Annotated in this window: 22 protein-coding genes; 14 read left to right on the plus strand and 8 right to left on the minus strand. The window is 72.2% G+C overall.

All coding sequences use genetic code 11. The features are described 5' to 3' along the window. Positions 1 to 25 precede the first annotated feature (25 nt). On the plus strand, positions 26 to 163 hold the full coding sequence (locus QPJ90_RS16235) for a hypothetical protein (protein WP_290132175.1): 138 nt from the start codon (positions 26 to 28) through the stop codon (positions 161 to 163). On the opposite strand, the gene ligD is transcribed toward QPJ90_RS16235, so the two are convergent. After that, positions 160 to 1,200, minus strand: a complete 1,041-nt coding sequence (ligD, locus tag QPJ90_RS16240) for a non-homologous end-joining DNA ligase (protein WP_290132176.1) — start codon at positions 1,198 to 1,200, stop codon at positions 160 to 162. The genes QPJ90_RS16235 and ligD overlap by 4 nt on opposite strands. Before the next feature lie 32 nt (positions 1,201 to 1,232). Between ligD and QPJ90_RS16245 the strand changes: the two genes are divergently transcribed. The 3 genes from QPJ90_RS16245 to QPJ90_RS16255 are packed head-to-tail and all read left to right on the plus strand — an operon-like array spanning position 1,233 to position 3,947. Then, positions 1,233 to 2,090, plus strand: coding sequence for a DUF429 domain-containing protein (locus QPJ90_RS16245; RefSeq protein ID WP_290132177.1), 858 nt, complete (start codon positions 1,233 to 1,235; stop codon positions 2,088 to 2,090). Continuing rightward, positions 2,087 to 3,289 (plus strand): glycosyltransferase, encoded by a 1,203-nt coding sequence (locus QPJ90_RS16250; protein WP_290132178.1) that lies wholly within the window; start codon positions 2,087 to 2,089, stop codon positions 3,287 to 3,289. The genes QPJ90_RS16245 and QPJ90_RS16250 overlap by 4 nt, the downstream gene beginning before the upstream one ends. A gap of 4 nt (positions 3,290 to 3,293) precedes the next feature. Continuing rightward, positions 3,294 to 3,947 carry a uracil-DNA glycosylase gene (locus QPJ90_RS16255; RefSeq protein ID WP_290132179.1) on the plus strand — a complete coding sequence of 218 codons (654 nt, stop codon included), beginning with the start codon at positions 3,294 to 3,296 and terminating at the stop codon, positions 3,945 to 3,947. A gap of 102 nt (positions 3,948 to 4,049) precedes the next feature. Here QPJ90_RS16255 and QPJ90_RS16260 read toward each other — a convergent pair whose 3' ends face one another. Continuing rightward, positions 4,050 to 4,478 (minus strand): hypothetical protein, encoded by a 429-nt coding sequence (locus QPJ90_RS16260; protein WP_290132180.1) that lies wholly within the window; start codon positions 4,476 to 4,478, stop codon positions 4,050 to 4,052. 135 nt (positions 4,479 to 4,613) lie between these two features. Here QPJ90_RS16260 and QPJ90_RS16265 point away from each other — a divergent pair, with 135 nt between their 5' ends. Together QPJ90_RS16265 and QPJ90_RS16270 are read left to right on the plus strand one after the other, a co-directional pair. Then, the gene (locus tag QPJ90_RS16265; protein WP_290132181.1) at positions 4,614 to 6,074 is read left to right on the plus strand and encodes an APC family permease; all 1,461 of its coding nucleotides are present in this window, start codon (positions 4,614 to 4,616) and stop codon (positions 6,072 to 6,074) included. A 200-nt stretch (positions 6,075 to 6,274) separates the two neighbouring features. Continuing rightward, positions 6,275 to 6,892 (plus strand): hypothetical protein, encoded by a 618-nt coding sequence (locus tag QPJ90_RS16270; RefSeq protein ID WP_290132182.1) that lies wholly within the window; start codon positions 6,275 to 6,277, stop codon positions 6,890 to 6,892. Positions 6,893 to 6,933: 41 nt separating this feature from the next. On the opposite strand, the gene QPJ90_RS16275 is transcribed toward QPJ90_RS16270, so the two are convergent. The 3 genes from QPJ90_RS16275 to QPJ90_RS16285 all read right to left on the minus strand — a co-directional run bounded on the left by QPJ90_RS16275 (position 6,934) and on the right by QPJ90_RS16285 (position 8,299). Next, the gene (locus tag QPJ90_RS16275) at positions 6,934 to 7,356 is read right to left on the minus strand and encodes a hypothetical protein (RefSeq protein WP_290132183.1); all 423 of its coding nucleotides are present in this window, start codon (positions 7,354 to 7,356) and stop codon (positions 6,934 to 6,936) included. Between the two features lie 92 nt (positions 7,357 to 7,448). After that, a complete protein-coding gene (locus QPJ90_RS16280) occupies positions 7,449 to 7,769 on the minus strand; it encodes a hypothetical protein (RefSeq protein ID WP_290132184.1) in 321 nt (106 codons plus the stop codon). A gap of 125 nt (positions 7,770 to 7,894) precedes the next feature. After that, the gene (locus QPJ90_RS16285) at positions 7,895 to 8,299 is read right to left on the minus strand and encodes a hypothetical protein (RefSeq protein WP_290132185.1); all 405 of its coding nucleotides are present in this window, start codon (positions 8,297 to 8,299) and stop codon (positions 7,895 to 7,897) included. Between the two features lie 116 nt (positions 8,300 to 8,415). On the opposite strand from QPJ90_RS16285, the gene QPJ90_RS16290 reads away from it, so the two are divergent. Beyond that, positions 8,416 to 8,748 carry a hypothetical protein gene (locus QPJ90_RS16290; protein ID WP_290132186.1) on the plus strand — a complete coding sequence of 111 codons (333 nt, stop codon included), beginning with the start codon at positions 8,416 to 8,418 and terminating at the stop codon, positions 8,746 to 8,748. Positions 8,749 to 9,023: 275 nt separating this feature from the next. On the opposite strand, the gene QPJ90_RS16295 is transcribed toward QPJ90_RS16290, so the two are convergent. Further along, a complete protein-coding gene (locus QPJ90_RS16295; RefSeq protein ID WP_290132187.1) occupies positions 9,024 to 9,521 on the minus strand; it encodes a DUF427 domain-containing protein in 498 nt (165 codons plus the stop codon). Positions 9,522 to 9,576: 55 nt separating this feature from the next. On the opposite strand from QPJ90_RS16295, the gene QPJ90_RS16300 reads away from it, so the two are divergent. Together QPJ90_RS16300 and QPJ90_RS16305 are read left to right on the plus strand one after the other, a co-directional pair. Beyond that, complete coding sequence (locus QPJ90_RS16300; protein ID WP_290132188.1) at positions 9,577 to 11,004, plus strand: amino acid permease; 1,428 nt, start codon at positions 9,577 to 9,579, stop codon at positions 11,002 to 11,004. A 391-nt stretch (positions 11,005 to 11,395) separates the two neighbouring features. Beyond that, positions 11,396 to 11,557: a hypothetical protein gene (locus QPJ90_RS16305; protein ID WP_290132189.1), complete on the plus strand. Its 162-nt coding sequence runs from the start codon at positions 11,396 to 11,398 to the stop codon at positions 11,555 to 11,557. A 20-nt stretch (positions 11,558 to 11,577) separates the two neighbouring features. Here QPJ90_RS16305 and QPJ90_RS16310 read toward each other — a convergent pair whose 3' ends face one another. Next, positions 11,578 to 12,027, minus strand: a complete 450-nt coding sequence (locus QPJ90_RS16310) for a BLUF domain-containing protein (protein WP_290132190.1) — start codon at positions 12,025 to 12,027, stop codon at positions 11,578 to 11,580. Positions 12,028 to 12,231: 204 nt separating this feature from the next. Here QPJ90_RS16310 and QPJ90_RS16315 point away from each other — a divergent pair, with 204 nt between their 5' ends. Both QPJ90_RS16315 and QPJ90_RS16320 read left to right on the plus strand, forming a co-directional pair. Beyond that, a complete protein-coding gene (locus tag QPJ90_RS16315) occupies positions 12,232 to 15,549 on the plus strand; it encodes a DEAD/DEAH box helicase (protein ID WP_290132191.1) in 3,318 nt (1,105 codons plus the stop codon). A gap of 64 nt (positions 15,550 to 15,613) precedes the next feature. Beyond that, on the plus strand, positions 15,614 to 16,423 hold the full coding sequence (locus QPJ90_RS16320; RefSeq protein WP_290132192.1) for an HNH endonuclease family protein: 810 nt from the start codon (positions 15,614 to 15,616) through the stop codon (positions 16,421 to 16,423). A gap of 6 nt (positions 16,424 to 16,429) precedes the next feature. Here the strand turns inward: QPJ90_RS16320 and QPJ90_RS16325 are convergent, their stop codons facing one another. Continuing rightward, positions 16,430 to 17,278, minus strand: a complete 849-nt coding sequence (locus QPJ90_RS16325) for a nuclease-related domain-containing protein (protein WP_290132193.1) — start codon at positions 17,276 to 17,278, stop codon at positions 16,430 to 16,432. A 187-nt stretch (positions 17,279 to 17,465) separates the two neighbouring features. Here QPJ90_RS16325 and QPJ90_RS16330 point away from each other — a divergent pair, with 187 nt between their 5' ends. From QPJ90_RS16330 to QPJ90_RS16340, 3 genes are all read left to right on the plus strand, one after another. After that, positions 17,466 to 18,254, plus strand: coding sequence for an SDR family oxidoreductase (locus tag QPJ90_RS16330; RefSeq protein ID WP_290132194.1), 789 nt, complete (start codon positions 17,466 to 17,468; stop codon positions 18,252 to 18,254). 103 nt (positions 18,255 to 18,357) lie between these two features. After that, positions 18,358 to 18,777 carry an SseB family protein gene (locus tag QPJ90_RS16335; protein WP_290132195.1) on the plus strand — a complete coding sequence of 140 codons (420 nt, stop codon included), beginning with the start codon at positions 18,358 to 18,360 and terminating at the stop codon, positions 18,775 to 18,777. 90 nt (positions 18,778 to 18,867) lie between these two features. Beyond that, positions 18,868 to 19,755: a hypothetical protein gene (locus QPJ90_RS16340; RefSeq protein WP_290132196.1), complete on the plus strand. Its 888-nt coding sequence runs from the start codon at positions 18,868 to 18,870 to the stop codon at positions 19,753 to 19,755. The last annotated feature ends 4 nt before the right edge of the window (positions 19,756 to 19,759 follow it).

Here is a 19,759-nt window from a genome sequence, read left to right on the forward strand (position 1 = left end):
TAACCTCGGGGGCAAGGAGGACACCATGGTCATCGACGGCATCAGCGAGACGCACCGCGGCACCTGGTCGCGACTGACGCGACTCAACACGGCGAGCGTCAGCCTGCCGATGCGGACGACCCGGGTGGACGACAGCGTGCCCGTCGTCGACGAGCGCAACTAGTCCTTCTCGGCCCGCTTCGCCGCGTTCTTCGCGCGCGACGGTTGGACGCGCGGCGGCTCGCCGGGCATCTTCGGGAAGTCCGGTGGGAACGGCAGCTCACCGAGGCCGTCGCCGAGGTCGCGGTCCCACCAGGCGAGCAGCGGCCCGACGTCCCCGGGCTCCTCGTGCACGGCCTCCCACGGGTCGCCGTGCTCGCGCAGCCGGCCCGGCACCGACCGCACCGTGAACCCCGTGGGATCGACGGTGTCGAGCTCCTCCCACGCGATCGGGGTCGAGACGCTCGCGTGCGGCAGCGCCCGCGGGCTGTAGGCGCCCGCCATCGTACGGTCGCGGTTCGCCTGGTTGAAGTCCACGAACACCCGCTGCCCGCGCTCCTCTTTCCACCACGCCGTCGTCACCCGGTCCGGCATCCGGCGCTCGAGCTCCCGTGCTGCGGCGATCACGGCGTGCCGGACGTCGAGGAACTCGTACTCGGGTCGCACCGGCGCGAACACGTGCAGGCCGCGGTTGCCGCTCGTCTTGATCCACGCGGTCAACCCGACCTCGGCGAGCACCTTCCGGAGCTCGTGCGCGACCGGGACGGTGTCGCGGAAGTCGGTGCCCGGCTGCGGGTCGAGGTCGATGCGGAGCTGGTCCGGGTGGTCTGGGTCGCCTGCGCGGGACGCCCACGGGTGGAACACGACCGTGTTCATCTGGGCTGCCCACACCGCGACCGCCGGCTCGTCGACCACGAGCTGCGGGTGCCGCCGGCCGCTCGGGTACGTCACCTCGACGTCGCGGACGTACGGCGGGGCGCCCTTCGGCGGGTTCTTCGAGAAGAAGTCCTCGCCGTCGACGCCGCCCGGGAACCGCTGCAGTGAGATCGGCCGGTCGCCGTTCGCCCGGACGAAGGCGTCCCCGACCGCGACGAGGTACTCCGCGAGTTCGAGCTTCGTGATGCCCGGCCCCGTCCAGAGCACCCGAAAGGGGCTGCTGATCCGCACCTCGCGGTCACCGTCCGGACCCGGGACCGTCAGCGTCGTCGCCTCGCTCGCCATGCAGCGGAAGGTACACGGAGCAGGATGGGACCGTGACGGCGTACCTCGGGGTGGACCTGGCGTGGGGGCTCGGCTCGGCCCGGAAGCCCGCGAACGAGACCGGCCTCGTGGCGATGGCAGCCGACGGGTCGATCACCGACGCCGGCTGGGCCCGAGGGGTCGACGCCGTGATCGAGTGGACCGCACAGCACCTCGGCCCGCGCACGCTCATCGCCGTCGACGCCTCCCTCGTCGTGACGAACGCGACCGGCATCCGCGAGGCCGAACGGCAGGTCGGGCAGCGCTACGGCCGGTGGAAGGTCGCGGCGAACCCGACGAACCTCGCGTCCGCGGCGAGCGCCGGCGCCCGGCTGCTCGAACGGCTGACAGCGCTCGGCGTCGGGTACGTGGACAGCACGGCCGCGATGCGGGAGCGCACCGGCCCGGCGGTCTTCGAGTGCTACCCGTACACGACCCTCGTCGGCGTCGAGGAGCTGGGCCACGACGTCGAACGCCCCCGGTACAAGCGCCTCGACACGAGGGTCCCCGCCGCCGAGGCCCGGGCCCGCCGCGCGGTGGCGTTCGACGCGCTCGTGCACCGGCTCCGCACGACGCCGCTCGACCCGCCGCTCCTGCTCGACTCGCATCCGCTGACGGCCGGGCTGGCCGAGCCGTCGGGGGTGCACGGCCCGACGCACAAGCACCGGGAGGACCTGCTCGACGGGGCCCTGTGCGCCTGGACGGCCGCGTTCTGGGAGCGGCACGGCGACGGACGGGTGCAGGTGCTGGGACGTGATCCGGGCCTCCCGGTCGACCCGGCGGAGCCGCCGGACGAGGCGGGCCGACGGCCCGTCGTGGTGGCGCCCGCCCGCGCGTCCCAGCGGCGCCCCGTCGGTAGGCTGGACCGGTGACGACCACCACCGATCCCCTGCGCATCGGGCTGGTGTCGCTGCACACCTCCCCCGGTGACGAGCCCGGTTCCGGCGAGGTCGGCGGCATGAACGTCGTCGTCCGTCACCAGGCCGAGGCCCTGGCCGACCGCGGCCACCACGTCGACATCGTCACGCGGCGGTCCTCGCCGACACAGCCGGACTCGGTGTCGCTCGTGCCGGGGGTGTGCCTGCGCTTCCTGTCGGCGGGTCCCGCGGAGCCGGTGCCGAAGGGCGAGCACGACGCGTTCATCGAGCCGTTCCGCGAGGGGCTCACCCACCTCGGTCCCTACGACGTCCTGCACTCGCACCACTGGTTCTCGGGCGTCGCGGCGCTGCCGGTCGCCCGCGAGCGGGGCGTCCCGCACGTCCAGTCGTTCCACTCCATCGCGGCCGCGTCGGACACCCCGTTGTCCGAGGGCGAGCGGCCGGAGTCCGCGGGACGCCCCGCCGGCGAGCAGCTGCTCGCGCGGGAGTCCGACGCGGTCGTCGTGGTGTCCTCGGCCGAGGCGGAGACCGTCCGCGACCGGCTCGGCGGCGACGCCGGCCGGGTGTGGATCGTCCCGCCGGGCGTCGACGGCTCGGTGTTCCGTCCGGCAGCGGCCGGCGCGCGTCGCGCGGACGTCCCGTACGTGGTCGCGGCCGCGCGCGTCCAGCCGTTGAAGGGGCTCGACCTGGCGATCGAGGCGATCGCGGGCATCGACCGGGAGGCCCGCCCCACCCTCGTCATCGCGGGCGACGCCTCGAGCGAGGCGGGCGACTACGTGGCGGAGCTGCGTCGGCTCGCGTCCGAGCACGGCATCGCCGACCGCGTCATGTTCGTCGGTCCGCAGTCTCGGGCCGACCTCGCGTTCCTGTTCCGTGGCGCGGCAGTCGTGCTGGTCCCGTCGCACTCGGAGACGTACGGTCTCGTCGCGCTCGAGGGCTCAGCCTCCGGGGTGCCCGTCGTGGCCGCCGCTGCCGGTGGTCTCCGGGAGGCCGTGGTGGACGGCGAGACCGGGGTGGTGCTGGAGTCCCGCGACCCGGGGGTCTGGGCTGCGGAGATCGCGCGCATCCTGACCGACTCCGGGTACGCGGCGGGGCTGGCGGCGGCGGGGCGGGAGCACGCCGAGCGGCTGAGCTGGGAGCGGTCGGCGGCCGGTCTCGAGCAGGTGTACCGCCGGGTCCTCGGGCGGGCGTAGCCCCGTGGCCGTCGACGTGTTCGACCCCTTCTGGGCGGCGCTGGACGCGGTGCCCGTCGCTCCGGACGCCGAGGCTCTGTACGACGTCGGGACCGCTGACGGTCGGCTCCGTCGGGCGAACCTCGCCACGTACCTCGACACCGTCGGGCGCTCGGCGACGATGCTGCTCGTCGCTGAGGCCCCCGGGTGGCGTGGCATGACGAACACGGGCGTGCCGTTCACGAGCATGCGGGAGCTCGGGCCGGAGTACCTCGTGCCGCCGGAGCCGACCGCGCCGTGGGAGGCGTCGTCGCGGGTGGTGCAGGCGATCCTCGAGGAGTGGAGCGGGCCGCTGCCGGTGGCGTGGGCGGTGTTCCCGCACCACCCGTTCGCCGCGCCGGACCGGCTGACGAACCGGACGCCGCGGCCGGCGGAGGTCCGCGCGGGGGCACCCGTCGCGCTCGCGCTGCTCGATGCCCTGCGGACGCTGCGGGGCGTCGGTGCGGGCACGGGCGCGGCCGGGGGCGGCACCGATGTCCGCGTCGTGGCCGTCGGGCGGAAGGCGCAGGGGGCGCTCGCGCTCGCGGGGATCGACGCCGTCGCCGTGCGGCACCCGGCACAGGGCGGTGCGGCGCAGTTCACCGCGGAGATGCGCGCGCTCCGCGACGGCACCGCCTGACTGCGCGCGCGCCCCCGACCTCGAGACTCGGCTCGGCGGACAGTTTCGCGGTGTGTGGGTCGCGAACTCGTCCGCGCAGCCGAGTCTCGGGCGGGAGCGACGTCAGGCGGAGCGCACCTCGACGTCCTTCGCGGCGAACGCGTCGGCGACGTGCGCGGGCAGCGGTGCCGCGGCGTACACGACCTCGAGCGCCGGGAGGTCGAGCAGGTCGTCCCAGTTCTGCACGTCGTAGCGGTCGTCGGACCCCTCCCACCCGGGGTGCACGTCCTGGAGGACCTCGAGGTCGGTGTCGACCGTCAGCTCGGTGACCAGCGCGAGGTGCGACGGCAGCAGGTCGAGGTCGTCGTAGTACTCGCGTGCCCGGTCGTCCTGCCCGTCGACACCGAGGTCCTCGTCGGTCTCCCCCGCGGCGTCGCTGTCGTACGGCTCGAGCACGCCGAGGTCGTAGCAGAGCACGTCGAGCACGAGCAGCTTCGCGGCGAAGTCGGCGAACTCGACGGGTTCTTCGGTGGTGTTCGTCTCGGCGTCCATGGACCGGAGCGTAGCCATCGGGAGCCGAACACGCGCCCGATCGGCGTGCGTCGCATAGGACACGGGCATGTTGCGATCAGCGGGGAGAACCCTGTGAGACCGGACAGTGTGCTGTCCCCCGGAAGATGGTGGTGCATGGCCACCACCACGAAGGACCGTCCCGCCGGGGAGCAGACCGAGCTCCGGCGTGTCATCGGTCCGAAACTGCTGCTGCTGTTCATCGTCGGCGACATCCTCGGCACGGGTGTCTACGCGCTCACCGGTCAGGTCGCGGCGGAGGTGGGCGGAGCAGCGTGGCTCCCCTTCCTCATCGCGTTCGCGGTGGCGCTCCTGACGGCGTTCTCGTACCTCGAGCTCGTCACGAAGTACCCGCAGACCGCCGGTGCCGCGCTCTACGTCCACAAGGCGTTCGGCATCCACTTCCTCACGTTCATCGTCACCTTCATCGTGATGTGCTCCGGGATCACGTCGGCGTCGACGGCTTCCCGGGCGTTCGCGGCGAACCTCGGCGCCGGGTTCGGTCTCGAGCTGCCGAACGCGGTCGTGATGCTCATCGGCATGGGCTTCATGCTGCTGGTGATGGCGGTCAACTTCCGCGGCGTCAGCGAGAGCGTGAAGACGAACGTCGTGCTGACGCTCGTGGAGCTGTCCGGTCTCGTCATGGTGATCCTCATCGGGTTCTGGGCGATCGCGGGCGGCAACGCGGACTTCTCGCGCGTCGTCATGTTCGACACCCCGGAGGACAAGACGCTCCTGCTCTCGATCTCGACCGCGACGTCGCTCGCCTTCTTCGCGATGGTCGGCTTCGAGGACTCGGTGAACATGGCCGAGGAGACGAAGGACCCCTCCCGGATCTTCCCGAAGGTGATGCTCACGGGCCTCGGCATCACGGCCGTGATCTACGTGCTCGTGTCGATCTGCGCCGTCGCCGTCGTGCCGATCGGTGAGCTCGCGGGCAACGAGACGCCCCTCGTGACCGTGGTGCAGACCGCGGCCCCCGGCTTCCCGATCGCGGCGCTGCTGCCGTTCATCTCGATGTTCGCGGTCGCCAACACCGCGCTCATCAACATGATGATGGCGTCGCGCCTCCTGTACGGCATGAGCAAGCAGGGCGTGCTCCCCGGGTTCCTGTCCCGTGTCTCCCCGGCACGCCGCACCCCGTCGACCGCGATCGTCTTCACGACGCTGATCTCGCTCGCGCTCATCGGCTGGGTGTCGCTCAACCCGGACTCGCCGATCGTCGTGGTGCTCGGTGGGACGACGTCGCTGCTCCTCCTCTCGGTGTTCGCGGTCGTCAACCTGTCCGTACTCGTGCTCCGGCGCGACAAGGTCGACCACCGGCACTTCCGGGCGGGCGTGATCATCCCCGTGATCGGCGTGGTCACCTGTGTGTGGCTGGTGCTGCCGTGGTCGTCCGGTCGTGACCCGCAGCAGTACGAGATCGCCGGCGGGTTGCTCGCGCTCGGGATCGTGCTGTGGCTCGTGACGTGGTTCACGCACGGGCGCAAGCAGGCCGAGAAGGCGCCGACCGGACTCGTGACCGAGCCGACGGCCGTGCAGCGCGACCGGGACGCGTCCGACAGCCGAGACGTGTGATGGACAGCGTCGACCTGATCTTCGCGATCTCGATCGGGATGGTCGTGGTCCTCGCCGGCGCGGCCGCGGGCTGGTTCCGGCGACGCCGCGACGAGTGACCTGACGCGGGACGGACGACACCCGATCGGGCGGGAGCGGTTCTCCAGGAGGTGCACGTACCCTCGTCATGCTCCGAACCGCCCCGCCCGAGAGGACTCGTCATGCGCCGCGTCGGCATCACGCTCGCGTCGGTGTTCGGCGCGGGCGTCGTGGCCGCGGTCATCGGCGTGGTCGTGCTCGTCGTCGTCGCGGTGAACTCGCTGTCCGGCGCGGCCCGCTCCGCCGAGGTCGCCGCTCCTACGTGCCCCGCGGCAGCGACGAAGACCGTCGGTGGCATCGCCGTTCCGGCCGGGCCGATCGCGGGCTTCTGCCAGGACCGCCTGGTGAACGCCGCCGCGGTGATCCAGGCGGCGAAGGCGCTCGGCATCGGCCCACACACCCAGGCCGTCGGGGTGATGACCGCGATCGGCGAATCGAGCCTGGTGAACCTCGACCACGGGGACGCCGCCGGGCCGGACAGCCGCGGGCTCTTCCAGCAGCGCGACAACGGGGCCTGGGGCACGTACGAGCAGCGGATGGACCCGTACACGGCCGCGTCGATGTTCTACGCGAAGCTCGTGAAGATCCCCGGCTGGAAGACGATGACCCCCACGGAGATGGCCCACGCGGTGCAGATCAACGCGGACCCGGAGCACTACGCGAAGTTCTGGCCCGAGGCGAAGGCCGTCGTCGAGGGCCTGACCGGCGAGACCGTCCCCGACACCGCACCGCAGGGCTGACGCCGCACCGCAGGGCCGAGTCCTCGCCGCCACGATGCTCGTCACGCTGCCTCCTCGTCGAGCTCGAGCATCTCCACGCCGCGGTCGTGCACGATGACCTGCCCGCGGAGCCGCACGTGCCGCTCCCCGAAGGAGCACGCGACCGCGTCCACCCACTCCCAGTCGACGGCGTGCGCCTGGTCGTTGCCGGGTCGCTCCCACACGACGACGACGTCGTCCGCGCCGACCTGTTCGGTGACGTCGGCGATGAGCGCGGCGAAGTCGTCCACGCGCCCGTCCGGCTGGTACGGCAGGTCGGAGACGGGCAGGAGCAGCGGGATGGGCACGCCCCGCTCGGCGAGGAAGACGACCCAGCACTGTCGGGTCAGCGGGCGACCGATGAGCGTGCGGACGAGGTCGAGGACGTCGCCGTCGGTCCGGACGGGTTCGTCGGTGAGGCGGTCGATCATGTCGGTGTCTGGCATGCCCCCAGCGTCCCGCCAGCCCACCCAGCCGGGGGCCCCGGACGCCCATCTGTGGAGAACACGACGATGGCGACGGCCCGTGCAGGAAGTGGTCAGATCCCGCGCGTGACCGCCGCGTCCGCGAGCAGCCGGCAGGCGAAGAACACCACCACGATCGCCGTGATGCCCACCACCGGGACCGGCCACGCCATCCGACGCCGGACCATCCGGAACACCGCCCACACGATCACGGCCAGCGCGATGAGGGCGACGAGCGCCGGCCCGACGTAGACCACCGCTCCCCCGAGTGCGACGTTGCAGCTGTTCCCCGGAGCGTTGCACGACCCGAACGCCAGGGAGAGGAGGACGATCGCCCACCCGGCGACGAGGGCCTCGAGCGCGAGGACGACCAGCAGCACGACCGAGGCGACCACGTCCGCGACGCGACGACCACCTGCCAAGGGGTGTCGTGCCTCCCGGCCGGTGGTGACGGATGAAGAGGCGACCACGTCCGCCGGCGGACCGGGGTCGGGGCTGCGCGCTGCCGTGCCCATGCCGGTCACGACCCGGACCGCGAGACCGACGCCGGCCGCTGCCGGCGGGTCGACCAGAGGGCGGCGGCGATCAGCAGCGGCTGGCCGAACAGCCGGCCGATGCGCTTGGCGTCGGTGTCGAGGCCGAACGCCGACCGGCGGTTCAGCCACTGCGCGACGTTGCCGGGGAACACGGCGACGAAGAACCACGCGGCGATCGTGCCGACGCGTCGACGGGACGAGCGCGGCGCGAGGAGGAGCGCCGAGCCGAGGCCGATCTCCGCCACGCCGGAGCCGAGCACCACGGCGTCGGTGTCGAGCGGGAGCGACTCGGGCACCTGGGCGCGGAAGTCCTCCCGGGCGAACGTCAGGTGCGAGACGCCGGCGAACACGAGGAAGAGTCCCAGCAGGACCCGGAGGAAGGAGCGCATGCCTCCATCGTGCTCGTCGCGCAGCCAGGACGCTCGGCGACCGGCGGGAGTCGGACACATCCGTCGCGCGCGAGGACGGCGGGCGGGTCGCGTCCGCCGTCGGTACGGTCGGGTGCATGGCAGCAGTCGCCCGGGACCACGAGCCGCCCGCCGTTCCCGCGACCGTGGCCGTCGTCCTGGCCCCGGTGTCGTTCTACCTCGGCCTGTTCCTGCCCGCCGAGGGGACCGCGAAGCACCTCGTGCTCGGGACCGTCTTCGCCGTCGTCGGGGTGCTGTGCGGATGGCGCGCGATCCGCATCGCCGGACGTCGGCGAGCGGTGCGCGTGTGGTCGTGGATCGGCGGCGTCGTGTGCCTGCTCAGCCTCGTGATGCTCTACTGGCAGGTCCTCGTGCTCGTCACCGGAGGGGCGTTCCCGCCGCCGTTCTGGTCGCCGTACGCGAACCGCTGACGGGCGCGCCGCGGCGCGCGGCGCCCTCGCCGACCCGAGTCTCGTGGTGAGCGACGTTCCTCGGGCTGCGGAGCCCGAGATCGGTCGCCCAGCGCGAGTCTCGCGCCAGCCCGACCGAGTCTCGCGCCAGCCCGACGCGCCCACCCACCGGCCGGGAGGCACGGGTCGGGCCCGCACCGCGCCTCCCGGCCGGTCCGTGGTCACCACACGGACACGCGACCGCGTCGAGCCTGCAGCCCGCCACCGGGGCCCGCGGTGCGCGCGCCCGCGTCCGGTCACCAGCCGAACGTGCCCGCCCCGCCCTTGAACGGACCGACGACCTCCGAGGTGATCCAGCCGCCGTAGAAGTCACCCTCCTGGGCCTGGACGACCTCGCCGCCGACCTCGCAGGAGTCCATCGCCGACGGGTAGATCGCGACCCGGTCCCGCAGTTGCTCGTAGCCCGGCTCCGGTGTCGGGTAGTTCCACGCCGCGCGCGGGGCCACGGCGCCGCCACCCCGCACGTCGAAGTACCGCGCACGCCCCTTGAACTCGCACATGCTCGAGCCCTCCGCCGGCAGGAGCGCCCCGTCCACGAGGTCGGCGACGGGCAGGTAGTACACCGGCGGGTGCGAGGTCTCGAGGACCCGAACGGCGTCGGTCGTGTCCGCGACGACGACGCCGCCGAGCCGGACGACGACACGCTTCGACACGGGTTCGACGGCGGGCGGGCGGGGGTAGTCCCAGACCGACTCCTGGCCGGGCCCCGGTTCGATCCGCTGTGGTCTGCGCATGCCCCCGTTCTACCGCCGACGGTCCGGAGTCCGCCGAGAGGTGCAGAGTGGGCGGATGACATCGACGTCACCACGCGCGACCCTGTTCCGCCGGAAGCCCATCGACACGATCGAGGACGAGGCCGGCAGCGAGGGCGGCCTGAAGCGACACCTCGGTCTCTGGCAGCTCACCGCGATCGGCATCGGCGGGATCATCGGTGCGGGCATCTTCACCCTCGCCGGCACCGTCGCGCACGGGGTCGCAGGCCCCGCGGTGCTCATCTCGTTCCTCGTGGCCGGGGTCGCGAGCGCCGCGGCCGCACTGTCGTACGCCGAGTTCGCCGGGCTCATCCCCAAGGCCGGCAGCGCCTACACGTACGGGTACGCGGTGCTCGGCGAGATCGTCGGGTGGTTCATCGGCTGGGACCTGCTGCTCGAGTACACCGCGATCGTGGCCGTCGTCGCGATCGGGATCTCCGGGTACGTCGGGTTCCTCGTCGGCCAGTTCGGCGTGGACCTGCCCGCCTGGATGCTCGGTGCGCCAGGTACCGGCGACGGGCACGTGATCGACGTGTTCGCGATCATCCTCTGCCTGCTGACGGCGTTCGTCCTCACCCGGGGCATCCGGAGCGCCGCACGGTTCGAGCTCGTCGCCGTGGGCATCAAGGTCGGGCTCGTCGTGCTCATCGTCGTGCTCGGCGTGTTCCACATCAACAGCGCGAACTACCAGCCGTACTTCCCGTTCGGGTTCGGCGGCGTGATGACCGGCGCCGCGACGGTGTTCTTCGCCGTGTTCGGCTACGACGCCATGTCCACCGCGGCCGAGGAGTCCGTCGACGCCCGGAAGCACATGCCGAAGGCGATCCTGCTGTCCCTCGGCATCGCGATGGTCCTCTACGTCCTCGCGACGCTCGTGCTCACCGGCATGCAGAAGTACACGGACATCGACCCGGCCTCGGGGTTCTCGTCGGCATTCGCGTCGGTCGGGCTCGGCGGGGTGGCGAACGTCATCGCGATCGGCGCCATCGTCGGCATCATCACCGTGCTGCTGACGTTCATGCTCGGCGCGTCCCGGGTGTGGTTCTCGATGAGCCGCGACGGCCTCATGCCGAAGTGGTTCGCGCACACCGACCCGAAGCGGCACGTCCCGACCCGCGTCACGTGGATCATCGGCATCGCGGCGGCGGTCCTCGCGGGCCTGCTGCCGATCAGCATCGTCGCGGAGCTCACGAACATCGGCATCCTGCTCGCGTTCGTCGTGGTGTGCTCGGCCGTGATCGTGCTGCGCTACCGGCAGCCGGACCTGCCGCGGACCTTCAAGCTCCCGTTCATGCGGGTCATCCCGGCGATCGGGGTCATCGCGTCGCTGTGGCTCGTCACGTTCCTGCAGTGGGAGACGTGGGTGCGGTTCGCGGTGTGGTTCGCGATCGGGCTCGGGGTCTACCTCGGGTACTCGCGGAAGCACAGCAAGCTGGCGGCGTCCGAGGGCGTCAAGAGCCAGTAGTCCGCAAATCGTCCGCAGAATCGGCCAAGGAGCTCGTCAGCGCCGACGCGGCAGCTCCGGGACTTCACCCTGAAGTGCACCTACTGCGGTTTCGAGGGCGACACCACTGCGTTGCTGAAGGACCGCGGACTGACCGCGCTCCTCCGGGACATCAGGACGGTGGAAGCCGAGGAACCGACCGCCTGGTGGACCAAGAAGCAGGGATCACGGGAGATACGGATCACTCCCCAGACCCTCAACCGGTAGGGGCTGCTGCAGGTTCGGTTGACTCCTGAGGGGCGCGGCCCGTTCGTCCGCGCCGCTCGCGCGCCGTTCGTCCGCGCACCGCGGATGACGGGCCCGGGCCGCGTCGGGGAGCGCCGACCGACCTACGCTGCTGCCGGAGGACAGCATGACCAAGGCGGACCCGAAGGAACACGAGACGAGCGACGACTTCGACGTCATCGTCTCGACGACGCTGCACCCGGACGACGAGCACGTGATCGGTGAGGCACTGGACGGCGACTTCATCGCCTCCCGCCAGCGCCCGGGGTCGGAACGCAGCGGGTCGTAGCCACGCGCGGGTGGCGCGGGTCAGCCCTCGCGCCGGTGCTTGCCCTGCGCCGCCGCCGGGTCGGCCATCGGGTGCGACCGGAACCACCGCAGGAGCTCCCGCGACCGACTCCGGTCCGCGCTCCGGTCCCCCTCGGGCAGGAAGTCGCTGAAGCCCTCGGGCGGCTCGGTGCCGTGGTCGCCGCGGTCGTACGCCATCGACCACTCCGGGAAGCGCCGGGTGTGGATCGCCTCCTCCGCGAGCAGCACCACGCTGTCGTGCCGGTCGTCGTCGAGGATCCGCCGGTAGGTCGCCATCACCGCGTCGTACGGTCCCTCGAGGAGCTGCATGAACCGGCCACCCCGAGCGACGAGGAGCCCGGTGAGCCCGTCCGCCGTGTTCCGGGAGCGGGCGTGCTCGAGCACGGCGTCGAGTTCGGTGTCGTCGAACGCGGTCGTGGCCGAGCTCATGTACACGAGGGACTGCAGCATGCCGTCGATCCTGCCCGCATCCGAGGACGGCCGCTCGCCCCAGAACGGGACGGGTCGCGTCGGCGCAGCCATACGGTGCGAGGTCGTGCGCACGGTGCGAGGTCGTTCCCTCGCACCGTGTGAACGACCCCGCACCGAGCGCGGCACCGCGGAGGGCCGTTCGCCCCCGAACGGGACGTCGGTGGGTACTGGCACGATTGACGGGTGCCAGCCGCCCCGATGATCGACGCCGTCGACGTCATCCGCTTCGTCGGACCGCAGGCGTTCGGGCGCGCCCGCGACGTCGTCCGCGCGGGCATGGTCGAGGACGCCACGTGGCACGACGACGACGGCACGGTCACCGCGTCGGTCTCCGGCACCGCCGACGACCCGTACGACGTCCGCATCGAGACCACCCCGGCCCGCGGCGAGTTCATCCGACCGGTCCGCAGCTCGTGCTCCTGCCCGCTCGGCGGCGACTGCAAGCACGTCGCCGCGGCGCTCCTGACCGTCAACGCCCGCTCCCTCGCAGCGGCCGCCGGTCCGAAGCCGCAGGCCCCGGCTCCGCCGGCCCCGGACTGGAGGCACGAGGTCGCCCGCCTCGCCGGTGACACCGAGCAGGCGGTCGCGCCGCAGGGCACCCCCATGGGGTTGCAGTTCGAGTTGCGTGACGCGGTCACGGCGCGCTTCGCCGCGCGGGCGCGTGCGGCCGGTCGGGCACTGCCCGCGGCGTCGCGGACGGTGCGGCTCGGAGTGCGGCCGGTCACCCGGAGCGACGCCGGCAACTGGGTCCGTGGGCAGCTGACCTGGAGCACGCTGCCGTACTCGCAGAACCGGCTCGGGCTCACGCCGGAGCAGCACGCGTGGTTCCTCCAGCTCGCCGCACTCCACCGTGCCGGGGCGCTGGCGGGGCTGCCGGGCGAGAGCGACTGGATCCACCTCGACGACTTCCAGAGCCCCCTGCTCTGGCCGCTGCTCCGGCAGGCCGAGGGGCTCGGCATCGCGTTCGTCACCGGCAAGCAGGCGAGCGGCGTGACCCTCGGGTCCGAGGCCCGGGTGCTGCTCGACACCGCGCGCTCCGAGGGCGGGCTGGTGATCGGTGCGAGCGCGGTGATCGACGGGCGGCCGGTCGTCGCCGGGGCCGCGCGGACCATCGGCGATCACGGCGTCTACGCCTTCCGCGAGAGCCCGGCGTTCCAGGTCTCGCTCGCCCCCACCCCGGAGCCCGTGCCCGAGGACCAGCGACGCATGCTCGTCGAGGGCGCCCGCATCACCGTGCCCGAGGCAGAGGTCTCCGAGTTCCTGGCCGACTGGTCCCCGCGGCTCCGCGGCGCCCGCGGGCTCGTCAGCTCGGACGGGTCGGTGGAGCTGCCCGAGCGCGGCACCCCGGAGCTCGTGCTGACGGCCACCTTCGAGCCCGCGCGAGCACCCCGGACGGACGACCGCGTGCACCTGCAGTGGCGGTGGCACGTCGACGGCCGGAAGGACCCGGCAGCGCTGCACGGCCCCCTCCCCGACCTCACCGAGGTCCGCGCCGCTGACGATGCCCCGGTCGGCCCCGGCGGCGGACTCGACTGGTTCGTCGACGGTGTGGTCGACGGGGCCGACGTCGCGGTGTTCGCGAACGAGCTGCTCCCTCAGCTGACCGCGCACGGCGTCCGCACGGTGGTGCAGGGCGAACGGCTCGACTACGAGCGGCTGAGTGGTCGGCCGAACATCCGCGTCACGACGATGCCGTCGGAGAAGCACGACTGGTTCGATCTCGGGATCATCGTGAGCGTGACCGGCAAGGAGATCCCGTTCACACCGCTGCTCCGTGCGCTCGCGGGGCGTGCTCGGCGGCTCAAGCTCATCGACAACTCGTACCTGTCCCTCGCCGACCCGGCGTTCGACCGGCTCAAGGAGCTCATCGACGAGGCCCGCGACCTCGGCGAGTGGGAGCCCGACCAGCCGATGACGATCACCCCGCTGCAGGCCGGGCTCTGGTCCGAGTTCGACCAGCTCGCCGACGAGACCTCCCACGACGAACGGTGGCAGGCCATCGCCGCGGGGCTGCTCGGTGCGACCCCGCCCGCCGACACCCCCGTGCCGCACACGGTGCACGCCGAACTCCGGCCCTACCAGCACGCCGGGTACGCGTGGCTGTCGTTCCTCCGGTCGCACGGCGTCGGCGGCGTGCTGGCCGACGACATGGGCCTCGGCAAGACGCTTCAGGTGCTCGCCATGATCGCCGCGGCCCGGGCAGAGGCGCCGTCCGGCGCTCCGTTCCTCGTCGTCGCGCCGACGTCGGTCGTCGGGAACTGGGCGTCCGAAGCCGCGCGGTTCGTCCCGTCACTGCGCGTGTCCACCGTGACGTCGACGTCGTTGAAGGACCCGACGCTCGTCGCCCGCACGGCCGCCGAGTCCGACGTCGTCGTGACCTCGTACGCCCTGCTCCGGCTCGACGCCCCGGCGTGGTCGGAGCAGTCGTGGTCCGCGCTCGTGCTCGACGAGGCGCAGTTCGTGAAGAACCCGCAGTCGCAGATCCACCGCGTCGTGACGGACCTCCGCGCTCCCGTGAAGTTCGCGATCACGGGGACGCCGCTCGAGAACGGCCTGACCGACCTCTGGGCGCTGTTCCACGTCGTGGCCCCGGGGCTGCTGTCCTCGTGGACGCGGTTCGGCGACGACTACGTGAAGCCGCTCGGCTCGCCGGACCTCCGCGGCGACGCCCGTCGGCAGCTCACCGAGCGACTCCGGCGTCGCATCCGGCCGCTCATGCTCCGGCGGACGAAGGAGAGCGTCGCGGCCGACCTCCCGCCGAAGCAGGAGCAGGTCGTCCGGGTGACGCTCGACCCGGCGCACCGCGAGCTCTACGAACGCACGCTCAACCGCGAACGCCTCAAGGTCCTCGACCTCATCGACGATCTACCCCGCAACCGCATGATCGTGTTCCGGTCCCTGACGCTCCTCCGGATGCTCGCGCTCTCCCCCGCCCTCGTGCCGACCGCGGCACCGTCGGGAGATCTCGACGCGCCCGCCGAGATCTCGGACATCCCCTCCGCGAAGCTCGACCTGCTGCTCGACGAACTCGACCAGCTCGCCGCCGAGGGTCGTCGCGCGCTTGTGTTCAGCCAGTTCACCTCGTTCCTCCGGATCGTCGCCGAGGCAATCGACGCCCGCGGCCTCGGCTACGAGTACCTCGACGGGTCGACGCGCCGGAGGCCAGAGGTCATCGACCGCTTCCGGAACGGCACCGCGCCCGCGTTCCTCATCTCGCTCAAGGCTGGGGGCTTCGGCCTCACCCTGACCGAGGCCGACACGGTGTTCGTGCTCGACCCGTGGTGGAACCCCGCCGCCGAGAACCAGGCCGTCGACCGCACGCACCGCATCGGTCAGACCCGATCGGTGAACGTCAACCGGCTCATCGCGGAGGACACCATCGAAGAGAAGGTGCTCGCCCTCGCCGCGAAGAAGGCCGAGCTGTTCGCCACGATGATCGACGATGACGCGCTGTTCGCGGACGACCTGTCCGCCGACGACATCCGGTCCCTGCTCGCCTGACCCCGGCCCGCGCACCGTCCTCTGCACCACAGCCCCCACAGCACCACCTGGAGTCCCGTCCCCCATGCCGTCCCGCCGCCGCGCCCGCACCAGCGCGACCTCCGTGTTCCTCGTCCTCGGTCTGGCGATCGCGGGGTACGCCCTCCACTCCGCCGGGCTGCTGCCGCCCGCGCAGGCCGACGGTGCCGCGACCAGCGGACCGGACGCGACCAGCGGACCGGACGCGACCAGCGGACCGGACGCGACCAGCGACCCCGGACCGGGCAGCACCGCCAGCGCGAGTGCCGCGTCGGAGCCGAGCCGTGCCTCCAGTCCGGATCCCGACGCGACAGCGTCGCTCCGGCTCCTCGCGACCCTGCCGGTCAAGGGGAAGGCGCCGGCGACCGGCTACGACCGCACGGCTCAGTTCGGCACGGCGTGGCTCGACGTCGACCACAACGGCTGCGACACGAGGAACGACGTGCTCGCCCGCGACCTCACGGCGGTCGTCCGGCAGGGGCCGTGCAGGGTGATGACGGGTACGCTCGTGTCGCCGTACACCGGCGGGTCGATCGCGTTCACCCGCGGACAGACGACGTCGACCGAGGTGCAGATCGACCACGTCGTCGCACTCGAGAACGCGTGGCGGACGGGCGCGCAGCAGTTGTCGCAGACCTCGCGGGAGGCCCTCGCCAACGACCCGGCGAACCTCTTCGCCGTCGACCAGCACTCGAACGCCCAGAAGCGCTCCGGCGACGCCGCGACGTGGCTGCCGGCGGCGAAGGGGTTCCGCTGCACCTACGTCGGGCACCAGGTCGTGGTGAAGGCGAAGTACCGCCTGTGGGTGACGCCCGCCGAGCGCGACGCCATGATCCGGGTGCTCGACCGCTGCTGACGCGCTTCAGCCGCCCGCGGCCAGTGCACCCGCCGCGACTGCCCACCAGTACCCGAGCACCGCTCCCGCCGGCAGCGCGAGCACACCGAGGCCCAGCGCACGCCGGAGCAACCGACGCCGAGCGGTCGCGGCCGCGATGTCCCGCTCGAGCCGCTCGAACCGCTGCACGTGCCGCAGGGTGTCGTGGACGACGACGGCGTCGACGTGCCAGGTGCCGCGCTCCTCGGCGAGCATCGAGAGGTACCGGACGGCTTCCGGGGAGTGCACCCGGGGCAGTCCGGCGATCCACGCGCCGACCTGCGCGGGCTCGAGCGTCACCGCTGCCGGGGGCTTGTCGCCGAAGCGGAGCCGTTCCGCAGCGACGACGATCACGGGCTGCACGGGGATCGGTCCGCCGGCGGCCGCGGAGAGCAGCGCCGTCGCCCGCTCGCCCTCCTGGAGTGCCCGGTGCATGTGCGGCGTCCGGTGGCCGTCGACGAGCAGGGTCCGCCCGCCCACCCAGACGGTGTGTCCGGAGTGGTTCTTCGTGTTGATCGAGAACACGCCGGTCGGGCCGACCACCACGTGGTCGATGTCGGTCGACCGCCTGCCGACCGGCACGGCGTGCAGGACCGTGTACTCCGGGCCCAGTGCCTCGAGTTCCGCCGCCACCTGCCGCTCACCCAGCGCACCCTTGTACCAGGAAGCGGCCTCGGCACGCAGTGGGTCCGCGCCCGTGAACCGCTGCCACCGGGTCAGCCCCGGGCCCTCTGCCTGGATCGCGAGGCACTCCTGCATGACCGCGTACCCGGGCTTCCGCGCTCGGAGCGTCAGCTTCGCGGCGCCGCGCGCCGTGGTCGTCGTGTGTTCCCCCATGCAACGACCTTCCCAGGGGTCCACCAGCCCGCGCGCACCCCACTTCTGGGGATCACTCATCTCCGTCGAGGTTGATCTAGACAACAGGTGTAGTCTTACTCGCAATGCAGACGCATCGTACGGACTCGCTGCCCGCGCCGGGCGCGGACCCCGAGCCCTTCACCGCCGAAGACCTCAGGAGGCCCCCATGTCCACCAGCCGATTCACCGACCGCGTCGTCCTCATCACCGGCGGCGGCTCCGGCCTCGGTCGCGCCACCGCCGTCCGTCTCGCGTCCGAGGGCGCCGCGCTCTCCCTCGTGGACGTCTCCGCCGAGGGCCTCGAGGCCACCAAGGCCGCCGTCCTCGAGGTCGCTCCCGACGCCGACGTCCTCACCACCGTCGCCGACGTCTCCGATGAGTCACAGGTCGACGCGTACGTCCTCGACACGACCGAGCACTTCGGCCGCATCGACGGCTTCTTCAACAACGCCGGCATCGAGGGCAAGCAGAACCCGACCGAGTCCTTCACCGCGGCGGAGTTCGACAAGGTCGTGTCGATCAACCTCCGCGGCGTGTTCCTCGGCCTCGAGAAGGTGCTCGGCGTCATGCGCGAGCAGGGCTCCGGCATGGTCGTCAACACCGCGAGCGTCGGCGGCATCCGCGGCATCGGCAACCAGTCCGGCTACGCCGCAGCCAAGCACGGCGTCGTCGGCCTCACCCGCAACTCCGCCGTCGAGTACGGCCAGTACGGCATCCGCATCAACGCCATCGCTCCCGGCGCGATCTGGACGCCGATGGTCGAGAACTCGATGAAGCAGATCAACCCCACGGATCCGCGCGCAGCCGCCGAGGAGTTCATCCAGGTCAACCCGACGAAGCGCTACGGCGAGGCCCCCGAGATCGCCGCGGTCGTCGCGTTCCTGCTCTCCGACGACGCCTCCTACGTCAACGCCACCGTTGTGCCGATCGACGGTGGTCAGTCCGCCAAGTACTGAGCGCGCGGCACGCGCATCAGACAACCGCCTGGAGGCGCGGCTCGGCTCCGACGTGTCCGCTGACCGTGACAGCATGGTCGGCGGACACCCTGGAGGGGAACGCATGGGCACCAACGAGCAGCACGGGTCGGCCTTCGGCCGCGGCGTCGACAAGGCGCCGTCGACCGCGGCCGCGGAACTCCGTCGGAGGATGGCGGCCTCGCCCGCGGGCTTCCTGCGGAGCGCAGCCTGGGTCCCGTGGAAGCCGGAAGACACTCCGGACAGCGGCAGTGTCGCCCACGTGGTGATCCGCGAGAAGCCGTTCGTCCCCGTGTTCACCGACCCCGCGGACCTCGCTGCCGGCCTGCCCGACACCGAGGGACGCCCGGTGCCGATGCACGAGCTCGTGACCGCGCTCCCGGACGAGTTCGGGATCGTGGTCGACCCGACGAGTGCGGCGGACGCGAACTTCCTGCACGCCGACGTCCTCGCCGTGATGCGGGAGCAGATGCGGGGCGGCGTCCCGACCGACGACGACGCCTGACGTCTGCAGCCCAGCGACACCCTCCCAGTTCTGGGGATCCCTCACTACCTGCCCGTCACGCCACGATGGAGCGCAGCGAGAGGGGCGCACATGGCGTTGGGTGGACCGGGACCGAGGGATTGGTCGCCGTCGGGGTCGAACGACGCACCACCGACCCGGCGATCGACCTCGCGTCCCCTGTACGCGCCGTCACCGCTGCTCACCGCTGCTCGGCCCGCTCCCCAGACCCGTCCGTGGGCGTACGCCGCGCTCTCGATGGTGCTCGGGACGGGAAGCGTCGTCCTCGCGGTCGCCGCACCGCAACACGACGGAGTCGCGAGCGGCTTCATCGTCTCCACCGTCGGCATCAGCGCGATCGTCTTCGGCGTGCACGCCGTGCGTCGAGCCCGCTGGGGATCAGCCGCGTCGCGGGCGTTCGGACGTGGCGGATCGTTCCTCGGCGGGCTCGGCACGGTCCTGATGCTGTACGGGCTCCTCGCCTTCGCCCTCACCGGGTTCGGCGTCACGCTGCCGGCGTTGTCCCTGCCGTCGGTGGGAGTGGACCTGAGCGAGTCGGCACCCGAGTCGCTCATGCCGACCACCACCGCATCTGCACCTGCACCGACCGCTCCGCGGACCCCGTCGGCCGCTCCTTCCGAGCAGTCGAGCGCCGCAGTGCCGGTACCGGCCATCGAGGAGCCGGCATCCGGGACAGCCGACCAGGAGCGCAGTGCTCTCGCGCAGTCCGCTGGCACCCTCGCGTTCACCATGCGGCAGCACTACGGCGCAGGCCCGTACCCCGCGCAGCTCCTCCGTGCTGAGGATCCCGGGCGACTGACGACCTCGGACGGCGTGGTCCTCGCGCCACTCCCCGAGGCCACCCGGGTGGTCTACTCCGTCGCTCCCGACGGGTCGGCCTGGTCGATCACACTGGTGGGCTCGTCGTACGGCTCGGTGGTCACCTACAGCTCGACGATCGGTACCGTGCAGTCCGGCTGACCCA

The organism is Curtobacterium sp. 458, assembly GCF_030406605.1.
Taxonomy (GTDB): Bacteria; Actinomycetota; Actinomycetes; order Actinomycetales; family Microbacteriaceae; genus Curtobacterium.